At 47.9% G+C, this 13,386-nt stretch carries 16 protein-coding genes; 14 read left to right on the forward strand and 2 right to left on the reverse strand.

Going from position 1 to position 13,386, the window contains the following annotated elements; all coding sequences use genetic code 11:
- Positions 1-22 precede the first annotated feature (22 nt).
- The 7 genes from PGS38_RS01415 (at position 23) to PGS38_RS01445 (ending at position 5,486) form a co-directional block, all read left to right on the forward strand.
- Entirely contained in the window at positions 23-1,537 is a 1,515-nt protein-coding gene (locus PGS38_RS01415) for an FtsW/RodA/SpoVE family cell cycle protein (protein WP_117760323.1), read from the forward strand.
- Between the two features lie 55 nt (positions 1,538-1,592).
- Entirely contained in the window at positions 1,593-2,951 is a 1,359-nt protein-coding gene (locus PGS38_RS01420) for a peptidoglycan D,D-transpeptidase FtsI family protein (protein WP_270475827.1), read from the forward strand.
- Positions 2,952-3,155: 204 nt separating this feature from the next.
- A complete protein-coding gene (locus PGS38_RS01425) occupies positions 3,156-3,632 on the forward strand; it encodes an NUDIX hydrolase (protein ID WP_119188463.1) in 477 nt (158 codons plus the stop codon).
- Positions 3,616-3,945, forward strand: coding sequence for a hypothetical protein (locus PGS38_RS01430; protein ID WP_022461899.1), 330 nt, complete (start codon positions 3,616-3,618; stop codon positions 3,943-3,945). Before PGS38_RS01425 ends, PGS38_RS01430 begins: the two co-directional genes overlap by 17 nt.
- The gene (locus tag PGS38_RS01435) at positions 3,942-4,925 is read left to right on the forward strand and encodes a DUF2953 domain-containing protein (protein ID WP_119188461.1); all 984 of its coding nucleotides are present in this window, start codon (positions 3,942-3,944) and stop codon (positions 4,923-4,925) included. Before PGS38_RS01430 ends, PGS38_RS01435 begins: the two co-directional genes overlap by 4 nt.
- A 3-nt stretch (positions 4,926-4,928) precedes the next feature.
- Complete coding sequence (locus tag PGS38_RS01440) at positions 4,929-5,333, forward strand: GerW family sporulation protein (RefSeq protein ID WP_119188460.1); 405 nt, start codon at positions 4,929-4,931, stop codon at positions 5,331-5,333.
- A 6-nt stretch (positions 5,334-5,339) separates the two neighbouring features.
- The gene (locus PGS38_RS01445; protein ID WP_167622772.1) at positions 5,340-5,486 is read left to right on the forward strand and encodes a hypothetical protein; all 147 of its coding nucleotides are present in this window, start codon (positions 5,340-5,342) and stop codon (positions 5,484-5,486) included.
- Between the two features lie 393 nt (positions 5,487-5,879).
- On the opposite strand, the gene rpmB is transcribed toward PGS38_RS01445, so the two are convergent.
- A complete protein-coding gene (rpmB, locus tag PGS38_RS01450) occupies positions 5,880-6,065 on the reverse strand; it encodes a 50S ribosomal protein L28 (protein ID WP_022461896.1) in 186 nt (61 codons plus the stop codon).
- Between the two features lie 244 nt (positions 6,066-6,309).
- On the opposite strand from rpmB, the gene PGS38_RS01455 reads away from it, so the two are divergent.
- From PGS38_RS01455 to PGS38_RS01470, 4 genes are all read left to right on the forward strand, one after another.
- Entirely contained in the window at positions 6,310-6,666 is a 357-nt protein-coding gene (locus PGS38_RS01455; RefSeq protein ID WP_022461895.1) for an Asp23/Gls24 family envelope stress response protein, read from the forward strand.
- A gap of 24 nt (positions 6,667-6,690) precedes the next feature.
- On the forward strand, positions 6,691-8,370 hold the full coding sequence (locus PGS38_RS01460; protein ID WP_022461894.1) for a DAK2 domain-containing protein: 1,680 nt from the start codon (positions 6,691-6,693) through the stop codon (positions 8,368-8,370).
- Positions 8,371-8,388: 18 nt separating this feature from the next.
- A complete protein-coding gene (gene recG, locus PGS38_RS01465) occupies positions 8,389-10,443 on the forward strand; it encodes an ATP-dependent DNA helicase RecG (protein ID WP_119188459.1) in 2,055 nt (684 codons plus the stop codon).
- A 263-nt stretch (positions 10,444-10,706) separates the two neighbouring features.
- Entirely contained in the window at positions 10,707-11,225 is a 519-nt protein-coding gene (locus PGS38_RS01470) for a DUF6465 family protein (protein ID WP_119188458.1), read from the forward strand.
- Positions 11,226-11,337: 112 nt separating this feature from the next.
- Here PGS38_RS01470 and PGS38_RS01475 read toward each other — a convergent pair whose 3' ends face one another.
- Positions 11,338-11,559: an alpha/beta-type small acid-soluble spore protein gene (locus PGS38_RS01475; protein WP_022461891.1), complete on the reverse strand. Its 222-nt coding sequence runs from the start codon at positions 11,557-11,559 to the stop codon at positions 11,338-11,340.
- A gap of 296 nt (positions 11,560-11,855) precedes the next feature.
- On the opposite strand from PGS38_RS01475, the gene PGS38_RS01480 reads away from it, so the two are divergent.
- The 3 genes from PGS38_RS01480 to coaD are packed head-to-tail and all read left to right on the forward strand — an operon-like array spanning position 11,856 to position 13,385.
- Positions 11,856-12,257, forward strand: a complete 402-nt coding sequence (locus PGS38_RS01480; RefSeq protein ID WP_022461890.1) for a methylglyoxal synthase — start codon at positions 11,856-11,858, stop codon at positions 12,255-12,257.
- Positions 12,258-12,297: 40 nt separating this feature from the next.
- Positions 12,298-12,876 (forward strand): 16S rRNA (guanine(966)-N(2))-methyltransferase RsmD, encoded by a 579-nt coding sequence (gene rsmD, locus PGS38_RS01485; protein WP_022461889.1) that lies wholly within the window; start codon positions 12,298-12,300, stop codon positions 12,874-12,876.
- Positions 12,873-13,385, forward strand: coding sequence for a pantetheine-phosphate adenylyltransferase (gene coaD / locus PGS38_RS01490; RefSeq protein WP_055265195.1), 513 nt, complete (start codon positions 12,873-12,875; stop codon positions 13,383-13,385). Before rsmD ends, coaD begins: the two co-directional genes overlap by 4 nt.
- Position 13,386 lies beyond the last annotated feature (1 nt).

The following is a 13,386-nucleotide window of genomic DNA, read 5'->3' on the forward strand; positions in this document are numbered from 1 at the left end:
TGAGAAAAAATAAGGGGAATTTATGGAAAATACCATTGTTCAGTTATCAAAATATGTGATTACCTTCCTCATGATCTGTTTTACCGTGCAGTCGTTTGCTGCACTCAAAGAGCGGGATGAGGATGAGCGCCATTACATTCTGATGCGGCAGATCATCATGATCATTCTGATGAATTTCATCTGTTTCTTCGTGATGTTCCTGCAGGAAGGCGAAGTATCAACGATTCAGATGTTTCTGCTCACGATGGCGTATATCCTGGGCGTACAGATCCTGTACCGCCTGATTTACCGGAAGGCATCGATGATCCTGGTAAACAACATGTGTATGCTGCTCTCGATCAGCATGATTATTCTGACGAGACTGAGCGTGTCAAAGGCGATGTCCCAGTACAAAATTCTGGCGGCATCCACACTGCTCTGCTTCATCATTCCGGTCATTGTCCGAAAGGGCAAGTTTCTGAAAAATCTGACCTGGATTTACGCTGTGCTCGGAATTGCCATGCTTTCCGTCGTTATGGTGCTTGGCTTTACTTCCGGCGGTGCGAAGCTGTCGATCGAAATCCACGGCATTACGTTCCAGCTCTCCGAGATTGCCAAGATCACACTCGTGTTCTTTATGGCAGGCATGCTGCGCGAGGATAATTCCTTTGGAAACGTTGTGAAAGCAACGGTCATTGCGGCAGTTCATGTGCTGATCCTTGTTGCATCCACCGACCTTGGAACTGCGTTCGTCTTCTTTATGGCGTACGTGGTTGTAATCTATGTGGCAACGAGAAAAGCCAGATATCCGCTTTTGGGACTTGCGGGAATGAGTGCCGCCTGCGTTGTGGCGTATTTCCTGTTTTCCCATGTACGGAACCGTGTGGCACTCTGGCAGGATCCGATCGGAAACTGGGATATCAGCAGCCAGTTAGCACAGGGACTCTTCGGCATGTGCTCCGGCGGATGGTTCGGAACCGGCCTTTTCGAGGGACGGCCTGACATTATCCCGGTTGCAACGAAAGACTTTATTTTCTGTGCGATCTGTGAGGAGATGGGCATTATCTTCGGAATCTGCCTGATTCTGCTGTGCATGTCCACATTCCTTCTGATTATCAATATTTCCATGAAGATGAGCAAACGGTTCTACAAACTGATTGCCATGGGTCTTGGAACGGAATATGCGACACAGGTGTTCCTCACCATCGGAGGAACCATTAAATTTATTCCTATGACAGGTATCACGCTGCCGCTGGTCAGCTATGGAGGAAGCTCTATGTTCTCCACGGTGCTGATGCTGTCGATCATTCAGGGATTGTACATCTTAAGGGAAGACGAAGGTGAGGAGCTTGAGAAAAGACAAAACAAGAAGAAACGAAACCAGCAGAAAAACGACCCAGGCGCCAAGAAAAAACGACGCCCGGACGAAGAGACCGAAAGACGAAAGAAGAGCGGCAGCCGGAACGACGGACAGGGAACCCGCCAGAAGTACCGCGAGCAGCCGGATGAATTCGAACGGCGGATCGAAGAGCAGACCGAGAACAGCCTCCACTGGTAAGGCGGCAAACAACGGCGCAGGGCCGTATCTGATCGTTTCGTTCCTGTTCGTGGCCATGTTTCTTGGGCTGATCGCGTATCTCGTTTACTTTAATGCCGTGCGGAAAGAAGAATTTCTGAATAGTTCTTACAATACGAGACAGAATAACTATGCAGAGCGCGTGATCCGCGGAACAATCTATTCTGCGGACGGCCAGGAACTGGCAAAGACGACGACAGATGAAAACGGGGATGAGGTAAGAACGTATCCGTTCGGCAGCCTGTTTGCGCAGGTGGTTGGCTACACGGGAAAAGGAAACAGCGGCCTCGAATCTTCCTACAACTATATGCTGATGGAGTCCCATACAAGTAAGTTAAAGCAGGTAAAGAATGAATTCAGCGATGCGAAGAACCCGGGAGACAGTCTCTATACAACGCTGAATACAACACTCCAGCAGGCCGCGGCCGATGCACTGGACGGATACCGCGGTGCAGTTGTCGTGCTGGAGGCAAAAACGGGCCGTGTACTTGCCAATGTGAGCAATCCGGTTTTTAATCCCAATACGATTGATGAGGACTGGGAGGCACTGAACGCAGACGATGAGAGCGGCGTGTTTCTGAACCGCGGTCTGCAGGGAAGATATCCGCCGGGATCTACGTTCAAGATTGTTACTTCGCTTGCGTATCTCCGTCAGAACGGCACACTGGACGGTTTTTCGTTCGACTGTGACGGTGAGCTGACAGCAGGAAACTATACGATTCACTGCTCCGGCGGTGAAGTGCATGGACCGGAAGATTTTGCAGGTGCGTTTGCACATTCGTGCAACTCTGCCTTTGCACAGATTGGCCTTTGGCTGGATAAAGATGCCTTCCGCTCGCTGGCGGATTCCCTGTATCTGAACAGCCGTCTGGATCTGGAGCTTCCGACCAGCAAAAGTTCTTTCGACCTTGATTCGACAACGGCGGATGCTCTTGTGATGCAGACCTCCATTGGCCAGGGCGATACGCTGGTAACACCGATGGAGATGGCACTGATCGCCTCCGCGGTTGCAAATGATGGAGAAATGATCAAACCGCGTTATGTGGACAACATTGTGTCTGCGGACGGACAGGCAGTCAAAACCTTTTACAAAGAGTCTCTTGGCACGGTAATGTCCGAGAGCGAAGCCAATACGCTGACAGAGCTGATGAAAGGCGTTGTCCAGAGCGGAACTGCAGTTTCACTTTCGGATCTGCCGTACAATATCGCCGGTAAAACAGGAACCGCAGAACACGGAAGCGACGGAGAGACACCGCATTCCTGGTTTGTCGGATTCTCCAATGCGGATGATCCTGATATTGTCATTGCTGTTGTGGCAGAAAACGGCGGATATTCGAGTGAAGTCGCTGTACCGATTGCAAGACAGGTAATTGAAGCATATTATGCACAGCAGTAAACGATGAAAAAAACGCGTTCGAACCGGAAAGGATGGGTTCGGGCGCGTTTTCTGAATTTTTAGAAAAATGTTAGAAAAAGGATGCGGTTTTAAGGTTGCGCGGGGGCGGGAAAAGAGGTATACTTTTTAACAGAAGATCTGGCGGCAAGCGGGAAGAAAAGAGCTGTCAGGGAATGGAAAAAAGCCAGAAGGAGCTTAAAACGTATGATCGAAGCAGTAAGCTGCGGAGGTATCGTAATCTACCGTGGAAAAATATTGACGCTTTACAAAAGCTACCGTAACAAATATGAAGGCTGGGTTCTGCCGAAAGGAACCGTTGAGCCGGGAGAAACCCATGAACAGACCGCTGTCCGCGAGGTATATGAGGAGTCCGGCGTGCACGGAACCATCATCAAGTACGTGGGAAAAAGCCAGTACAGCTTCAGCATTCCGGAGGACACCGTGGAAAAAGAGGTGCACTGGTATCTGATGGTCTCATCCGGCTACTACAGCTGTCCACAGAGAGAAGAATACTTTGTGGATTCGGGCTATTACAAGTATCACGAAGCATATCATCTGCTGAAGTTTTCCAATGAACGGCAGATTCTGGAAAAGGCCTATCAGGAGTATCTGGAACTGAAGAGAGCAAATTTATGGAAGGTTCAGCCACAGGCTCAGGGAAAATATGGTAAACTGGTATAAAAATCTGTACGTCGGGGATACTGCAAAAAAGAAACAGAAAAAATGGATGCGCCGGATTGAGAACAAAAAAGCAGTTCCGGGAGTCTGGCTCCTCACACTGCCTTCCAATCAGCAGAACAATCTGGATGTAATTCCGGCGGATCTGCTTTTGCAGCCGGCCGTGCGGAGAAACTGTCCGATGATTGTCGGACTTGCCGTGTCGCGCGAGGAAGCTTTTGAGCTTGTGGAGGCGATCGCATTGGAAACTTATCGGGAAACCGGAGAAGTAAAAATCCGGGAATGGCTGCTGAACCGGATTGAGGGATGTGAATGATACATATACTATTCATGATTTTGAAGGCACTGGGGATTTTACTCCTTGTTTTACTGTTTCTCGTGCTTCTTATCGTCTGCACCGTCCTGTTTCTTCCTTTTTGCTACCGGGCGCAGGTTCTGAAAGAAGAAGAGGGATTTGCCTGCGTAAAAGCGAGCGGAAGAGTATCGTGGCTTTTCGGAGCTGTCGCGCTGACGGCCTCGTATGAGGAACAGAAGCCGGAGGCGCAGATTCTGCTTTTCGGGGCATCACTGGAAACATGGAAACGGCGGCTGAAAAAGATCCGCCGGGGAGAAGCGTCCGTGCCCCGGACGGAGGAAAATGAGACAGAAAATGCGCCGGAAGCAGAAAAAACAGCAGAGCAGAAAGCACCGGACCAGAAAGAAAAGCAGCAGAAGGTGACAGCACAGAAGGAGCAGCCAGAGCAAGAGCAGGAACCGGATGCGCCGAAAAAAAGCATTCTGGAACGGTTTTTCGGAAGGATCGAATATCTTCCGGAAAAACTGCTGAATCTTGCCAGCCGTCTGCTGCAGACAGCTTTCCGGCTGTTGGAACTTCCGTTCCGTCTGCTTGAAAAACTGGAGCAGAAAATCCAGGCAGGCAGACGGTTAAAAAGAAAGTGGGAGAGTGTGAAAAAATTCTTCCGTTCGAAGATGTTCCGTGAGGCACTGCTCCATGCAAAGAAAGAAGTGCTTTATTTCCTGAAGAAAGCAGCACCGAAAAAAGTAACCGGCACAGTCCGGTTCGGATTTGACGATCCGGCACTGACCGGAGAGACACTCGGCATTCTGGGTATGATTTATGGAAAACTGCCGAAAGACCTTTCCATCCAGCCGGATTTCGAACAGGAAATTCTCCGGGGCGATGTCCGGATGAAAGGAAGTTTTCAGGCTGTGACAGCAGCCGGCATTGCACTTCGATTATTCCGGGATCAGAATCTTCGGAAAACCATACGACATTTCAAACACAAGGAGGCCTAAAAGATGGCAGAAAAGGACAACACATTTCAGAATACCGTAGAAGCACTGTTCCGCGGAATGGACAGCTTTATCACAACAAAGACGGTCGTAGGTGAGGCGATCCACATTGAGGATACGATTCTTCTGCCGCTGGTAGACGTTTCCTTCGGCGTGGGAGCGGGTGCATTCGCAGAAAATGCAAAGAACAATGCAGGAGGCGGTATGGGCGGAAAAATTTCTCCGAGCGCCGTTCTTGTCATCAGCAAAAACGGAACGCGTCTGGTCAACATCAAAAACCAGGATGCTGTCACCAAAATCATTGACATGGCTCCGGATCTGATCAGCCGCTTTACCGGCAAAAAGGAAGAGGAAGGGTATACCGCAGAGAAAGTAGAGCATATAATAAACCAAGAGGCGGATAAGGAGTAAGCTCGTTTGTGCAGAATTTTAGGTTTTCTGCTGTTCTGGATGGGGGTCGGGCTTCTCATCAGCCTGATGATCCGCAGCTCATTTCTTACGGTTCTTGCGGCCGCTTTGCTGCTGTGCGTGGGATATCATCTGTTCTGCAATACAGGGGAATAGTGAAAAATACACAAAAAGATCGGAAATGAACTGGCTGATTTGTACAGAGAAATACTTGCAAAATGAAGAAAGCTGCGCTATAATAAGTCCATCTTAAATGAATCAGCCAACTATACTAATATCATAGATCAAGACGAGGGCGTCTTACCAGAACGAAAGTTTCGGTAGGATGCTCTTTTTCTTTTGCTAAGCATATGGATCGTTGGCAGGTTCAGCTTAAGAGACCACGCTATTTTTTTCTCCCTTTTAAAATATAAAAAATAGAGCACAACAGGGCATAAGCGAAAACTTATGTCCTGTTTGCTCTTCCCAGAACTTTTTTTAAAATCTTAATTCTATTTTTGAACAGCAAAAAAGCCTTCCCGGACTGGAAAGGCCTTTTAACCATTCAACTTATGCACGCTCTACTTTTCCGGATCTTAAGCAGGAAGTACATACGTACATTTTCTGCGGTACACCGTCAACTTTAACTTTGACAGATTTTACGTTAGATTTCCACATTTTATTGCTTCTTCTATGTGAATGACTTACGTTGTTTCCGAAATGAGCACCCTTCTCACAAATTGCACACTTTGCCATGATTGCACCTCCTTGACATACGTACTTGAGTCAAAACGCATTTTAGACTCACAACATAAGTCATTCTAACAGATCTATACCGGTTTTGCAAGTAAAAAATGAAAAAATTATATGAATTTTGAAGGTTTTTCATTTTAAACTTTCTTTTTTGCGGAAAAGCGGTTATAATGTATCGTAGAGTGGAGTCAGTTATTCCTGTCTCCATGTGTTTTGAATAGTATGATGGAATTGGAGGATACAAGGCATGAAAGGTCGTATGAATACAGGCTTGGGAGAAATCGTAATCAATCCGGATGTAATCGCCCTGTATGCGGGCAGCGTTGCTGTGGAGTGCTTCGGCATTGTCGGAATGGCAGCGGTAAACATGAAAGATGGACTGGTCAAACTTCTGAAAAAAGAGAGTCTGACACACGGAATTAATGTATCGATTTCGGAAAATAAAATTTCCCTGGATTTCCACGTGATTGTTTCTTACGGAGTCAGTATTTCTGCCGTAACAGATAACCTGATCAATAATGTGAAATACAAGGTGGAAGAGTTCACCGGAATGGAAATTGAAAAAATCAACATCCTGGTTGAAGGCGTTCGCGTCATCGACTGATGGTAATAGGAGGAAATGAAGAAAGTGGCTACAAATACAATTGATGCCGGCTTACTGGCAAAAATGTTTCTGGCTGGTGCAAAAAATCTGGAAGTAAAGAAAGAGTGGATCAATGAGCTGAACGTGTTCCCGGTACCGGACGGCGACACAGGTACCAACATGACGCTGACGATCATGTCCGCAGTCAAGGAAGTAAACTCGCTCACAGAAGTGAACATGTACAACCTTTCCAAGGCAATCTCTTCCGGTTCTCTGCGCGGTGCCAGAGGTAACTCTGGCGTTATTCTTTCCCAGCTCCTTCGTGGCTTTACCAAGAAGATCCGCGACTATCAAGAGCTGAATGCAGAGATTCTTGCAGAGGCAATGGAAAAAGCAGTCGAGACTGCATACAAAGCCGTTATGAAGCCAAAAGAAGGTACCATCCTGACCGTGGCAAAGGGAGCAGCAGAGAAAGCAGCAGAGCTTGCACCGGAAAGCGAAGATCTGAACGCATTCATCGAGGACGTTCTCGCGCATGCAGAGTACGTGCTCTCCCAGACACCAGAGATGCTGCCGGTATTAAAAGAGGCAGGCGTTGTGGATTCCGGCGGACAGGGTCTCTTAACCGTACTGCAGGGCGCATATGACGCGTTCCTCGGGAAAGAGATTGATCTGAATTTCGAGATGCCGGAAGCAAAGACAGAATTTGTCAGACCGTCCAAAGAGACAGAAAAAGAAATCAAATTCGGCTACTGTACCGAGTTTATCATTATGCTGGAAAACCCGCTTCCGGATGAAGAGGTTTATGCATTCAAAGATTTCCTGAACGGAATCGGAGATTCGATCGTTCTCGTTGCAGACGATGAGCTGGTTAAGGTACACGTACATACCAACGATCCTGGAAAAGCAATTTCCAAGGCGCTGACGTACGGACAGCTGACCAGAATGAAGATCGACAACATGCGTGAGGAGCATCAGGAGCGCCTGATCAAGAACGCAGAAAAGATCGCAGCACAGCAGGCAGAGGAAGATAAGAAGAGAAAAGAAGCAGCAAAACAGCCGCCGAAGGAGAACGGATTCATCGCCGTGTCCATCGGAGAGGGAATCAAAGAGATCTTCCAGGGACTCGGTGTTGATTACTTGATCGAGGGCGGTCAGACCATGAACCCGAGCACCGAGGATATGCTGACTGCAATTGAGAAGGTCAATGCAAAGAATATCTTTATTCTGCCGAACAACAAAAATATCATCCTCGCAGCAAATCAGGCAAAAGCCATGACTGAGGACAAAAATATCATCGTTGTTCCGACCAAAACCGTTCCGCAGGGCATCACAGCCATGATCAGCTATGTGCCGGAGAAATCTGCAGAAGAGAACGAGGAGGCCATGACAGAGGGCATCCAGATGGTGAAAACCGGTCAGGTAACGTACGCGGTACGTGATACCCACATCGATGAGAAAGAGATCCATCAGGGCGACATCATGGGACTTGGCGATCACGGACTTCTCGCTGTCGGACAGGATATTCTTACCGTTGCAGAAGAAACCATCCGCGCCATGGTCGATGAGGACAGCGAGCTGATCAGCATCTACTACGGTGAAGATATGAGTGAGGAAGATGCCGAAAGCCTTGGCGAAAAAATCGAGCAGGCATATCCGGACTGCGATGTGGAAGTAAACTATGGCGGACAGCCGATTTACTACTGTGTCGTTTCGGTTGAATAAGAGTAAGGAAAGAAAAATATGAATACGGAACCCCTGACAACACTGAAGGGGATCGGTGAAAAAACGGAGAAGCTGTTTGCAAAAATAGGAATCTACAATTTGCAGCAGCTTCTGCATTATTATCCAAGAGATTATGACTGCTATGCAGAGCCGGTTCCCCTTCGCGAATGCAGACAAGAGGAAAAGAATGCGGTATACGGAAGAATTGTCCACAGTCCGTCGGTAAAAGGAAACCAGAGAAAGAGCGTCGTTGTCCTGGAACTCTACGAGGAGCCGGTGCGGCTGCAGCTTACCTGGTTTAATATGCCGTTTCTGCGGAGCACGCTGAAGAAAGGCAGTGTTTTTATCTTCCGCGGAAAGATACAGGAAAAATCAGGCCGTCTCGTGATGGAGCAGCCGGAAATCTTCACTCCTGCCGCATACCATGAGCTTCTGGCAAGTCTTCAGCCGGTTTATGGACTGACAGCCGGTCTCACGAACAAGATGGTGAGCAAGGCCGTCGCACAGGTGCTGGAACGATGCGCACCTGCGCAGGACTATCTGCCGGAAAAAATCCGTGCCCGGTATGAACTCTGTGAAATCAATTATGCCCTCCATGAGGTTCATTTTCCAAAAGACCAGGAGCATCTGAAAACGGCGCGGCGCAGAATTGTGTTCGAAGAGTTTTTTCTCTTCATCCTGTCCCTGCGGCAGTTAAAAGAGCAGACGGAGGGAATTACCAATGCGTTCCCGATCCGCGCCGTCTGGAAGACGGAGGAAGTCATCGAAAATATGCCGTACCGTCTCACGAATGCACAGATGCGTGTGTGGGGTGAACTGGAGCGGGACTTAAAAGGTCATACCCGCATGGCGCGGCTGGTACAGGGAGATGTCGGAAGCGGAAAGACGATTCTGGCATTCCTTGCAATGATTATGACAGCTGAGAACGGCTACCAGTCGGCGCTGATGGTTCCGACGGAGGTTCTGGCGCGGCAGCATTATGAATCGCTCTGCACTCTGTTGAAAGAAAACAATCTGACGGAATACAATCCCCGCCTTCTGACTGGATCCACGAAAGCAAAAGAACGCCGGGAAATCTATGCCAGTCTGGAAGACGGAAGCTGCAAAATGGTGATCGGCACACATGCACTGATTCAGGAAAAGGTACAGTACAAAAATCTGGCGCTTGTCATCACAGACGAACAGCACCGCTTCGGTGTCCGGCAGAGAACGGCACTTGCTGAAAAAGGGGAACCGCCGAATGTTCTCGTTATGAGTGCAACGCCGATTCCAAGAACCCTGGCTATCATTCTGTACGGAGATCTTTCGATTTCTGTGATTGATGAACTTCCGGCGAAGCGTCTGCCGATCAAAAACTGTGTGGTGGATACGTCTTACCGTCCAAAAGCTTACCGCTTTATCACGCGTCAGGTCGAACTGGGCCGTCAGGCGTATGTGATCTGCCCGATGGTGGAGGAGAGCGAGGGTCTGGAAGCGGAAAACGTCACCGACTATACACAGCTCCTGAAAAAAGAGCTGCCGGGCATCACAGTAGAGATGCTGCACGGACAGATGAAGGCGGCGCAGAAAAACGAGATCATGGAGCGGTTCGCCAGCGGAGAAATCCAGGTACTCGTCTCGACGACAGTCGTGGAGGTCGGTGTCAACGTGCCGAATGCGACGGTGATGATGGTGGAAAATGCCGAACGGTTCGGCCTTGCGCAACTCCATCAGCTCCGCGGACGTGTCGGAAGAGGAGAGCATCAGTCCTACTGTATTTTCATCCGCGGAAACAAAGATCAGGAGACCGCCAAACGTCTGGAAATCCTGAACCATTCGAACGACGGGTTTTATATTGCTTCGGAAGATTTGAAACTGCGCGGCAGCGGCGATCTGCTGGGAACGCGCCAGAGCGGGGATATGGAATTCCGGATGGCAGATATTTTCCGGGATGCCGATATCCTGCAGAAAGCGAGTGAGGCGGCTTCAGAACTGCTTGCCGACGATCCTTATTTTGAAAAACCGGAGCATGAACTGCTGAAAAAGGTAATGAAATCGTATCTTGATCTGGAAAACCACGACATTGGATTGTGAAAAGTTACAAAAAAATCCGGCTTTAAAATGCAAAATCGGATAAAAATAACAGCCTGATTGGATAGTATGGAAAATGACTGTACAATTTCGTGGAAAATTCGTGCGAAATCAGATATTACTTGAAATGACAAAAAAATTCATGTATCATAAACAAGGAATCAAAAAATGTGCGGACCGTGAGTGTCAAGCGTTCGCCTGAATGATAGTTCGCAGGACGGCTCTTCCAAAATATACAGGGCCGGTCCAAATGGGAGGAAACAGATATGGTAAAGAAAAAACCAGCTGCCCAGGCTAAGACAGCAGAGAACGAGACAGTAAAAGTAGAGACCAAAGCAGCAGAAAAAACAACCGCAGCAGAGAAAGAAACTGTAAAAGAAGTTGCAAAAGAAGTTGTAAAGGAAACTGCAGCAGCAGAGGAAGCACCTGCAAAAGCAGAAGAAAAACCGGCAGCAAAAGCTGCAAAAACAACCCGCACAACAGCAAAGAAAACAACGACAAAGAAAGCGGCTGCACCGAAAAAACCAGCAGCAGTGAAAAAGCCGGCAGAGAAAAAAGCACCTGCAAAAGCAGCAAAGAAAGAAGCGGAGCAGGAGATGATTCTGCAGTTCGGCGGAAGAGAAATCAAGGAGAAAGATCTGTACGAGAGAATCCAGCAGATCTGGATCGAAGGATATGGCAAGAAAGCAGAGGAATTAAAGAGCCTGAAGGTTTATGTAAAACCGGAGGAATTTACTGCTTACTACGTAATCAATGATGATGTAACCGGAAGCATTGATCTGTAAGTATTATGTACCAGCTCTGCAGGAGCAAGAAAAAAGCGTGAGCTTTTCCGAAAAGAAAAGAGCTCACGCTTTTTGATGCCTGTTCCGGCATCAGGATGTTATACCGGGATGATTAGTACTGGCCAGAAGAACCGCCGGACATCTGGCGTTCCTGCTGCTCAATCATCTTTTTGACCATATAACCTCCGACAGAACCATTCTGTTTGGAAGTCAGGTTACCGTTGTAGCCATCACTGAGCGGCACGCCGAGTTCGCTTGCCACCTCAAATTTGAATTTGTCCAGAGCGCCTTTTGCTTCTGGTACTGCTGCGGTATTCGATGAACGATTCGCCATGTTCATTCCCTCCTTTATCTTTGTGCTTGTTAAAAGCTGCTGTGAAGCAGATCCGGATGTGTTTTTCATCTGTTCTGCTACGGTCATAGTATGTGGAAAGAAAACAAAAATAAACTTCCAGATTCTGTATTTTTTCCGGAAAAGCGGAGAAAGTAAAAGAAGAAGGAAAAATGGAACGGCAGAAAAAAATATAAAAACTGTGTAAAAAATTCACAAAAAGAATTGCGTATTGAAAATAAATTTGTTATAATTGCTGTACATGGTAGTAAAAACAGGAGAAGGGGCGGTTTGCAGTAATGAATATTGGAATCATAGCACACAACAGCAAGAAGAGTCTGATCGAGGATTTCTGTATTGCATACAAGGGAATCCTCATGAAACATGAGGTGTACGCCACCGGAACCACCGGACGGCGGATTGAAGAGGTGACGAACCTTCATGTACACAAGTTTCTGCCTGGAAGCGTAGGCGGAGACAAACAGTTTACCGAGATGATTGAACGCGGCGATATGGATATGGTAATTTTCTTTTACAATCCGACGATGATCAATCCGAAAGAGCCGGATGTCTACAAAATTATCCGTACCTGCGACCAGTACAATATCCCGATTGCAACAAATATCGGAACCGCGGAGTCTCTGATTTTGGGACTTGCAAGAGGAGATCTGGACTGGAGAGAGCAGTTGAAAGCCGACTGATCCATCAAACAAAAACAGTAAGGACGAAAATAAGACCAACATGAGAGTAATAGCAGGAAAATGCCGGAGTCTTCCATTAAAGACGGTTCCCGGCAGACAGACCCGGCCGACGACGGACCGGATCAAAGAAACCTTATTTAATATGCTTCAGCCGTATCTGCCGGATGCGCGTTTTCTCGATCTGTTCGCCGGAAGCGGGGCGATCGGAATCGAGGCGTTGAGCCGCGGCGCCGAGCGCGCGTGGTTCGTAGAGCAGAACAAAGCTGCAGCAGACTGTATCCGGCAGAATTTAAAATTTACGAAGCTGGAACAGCAGGCAGTGCTCCTGCCCATGGAAGCGCATGCAGCTCTGCAGTCGCTTCAGGGACAGGAGCCTTTTGACTGCATTTTTATGGACCCGCCATACGATAAGGGACTGGAAAAGGACGTGCTGTATGCGTTCCGCGACGCCTCTTTTATCGGTGAGGATACCTTAATTATTGTAGAAGCATCGCTGAATACTGATTTCGACTGGGCGGAGGATGCCGGATACGAAATTCTGAAGAAAAAAATCTATAAGACAAATGTCCATGTATTCCTTACCCCGAAAAGCAAACACGAAGGAGTAAAAGAATCATGAAGACAGCCGTATACCCGGGAACTTTTGACCCTGTAACGTATGGTCATCTGGATGTTATCTTGCGTGCATCCAAGCTTTTTGACCGCGTAATCGTGGGAGTTTTACATAATTCCTCAAAATCTCCGTTGTTTTCTGTGGAAGAACGTGTTAATATACTAAAGAAAGCGACCCAGGACATTCCAAATGTCGAAGTCCGTTCTTTCAGCGGGCTCGCTGTTGATTTTGCGAAGGAATGCCAGGCGCATACGATCGTCCGCGGACTCCGCGCGATCACAGACTTTGAATATGAACTGCAGATGGCACAGACGAACCGCGTTCTGGAACCGGAAGTAGATACCACGTTTCTGATTACCTCGCTGGAGTATGCGTACCTCAGCTCCACGGTAGTAAAAGAAGTAGCTGCTTTTGGCGGCGACATTCACAAATTTGTTCCGGATTTTGTGGAAAAAGAAATCCGCGCAAAGTATGCCGCCCGAAATTCAGAAGGAATGCCGCAGGATAAAAGATAAG

The organism is Fusicatenibacter saccharivorans (assembly GCF_027667425.1).
GTDB classification, from domain to species: domain Bacteria; phylum Bacillota; class Clostridia; order Lachnospirales; family Lachnospiraceae; genus Fusicatenibacter; species Fusicatenibacter saccharivorans.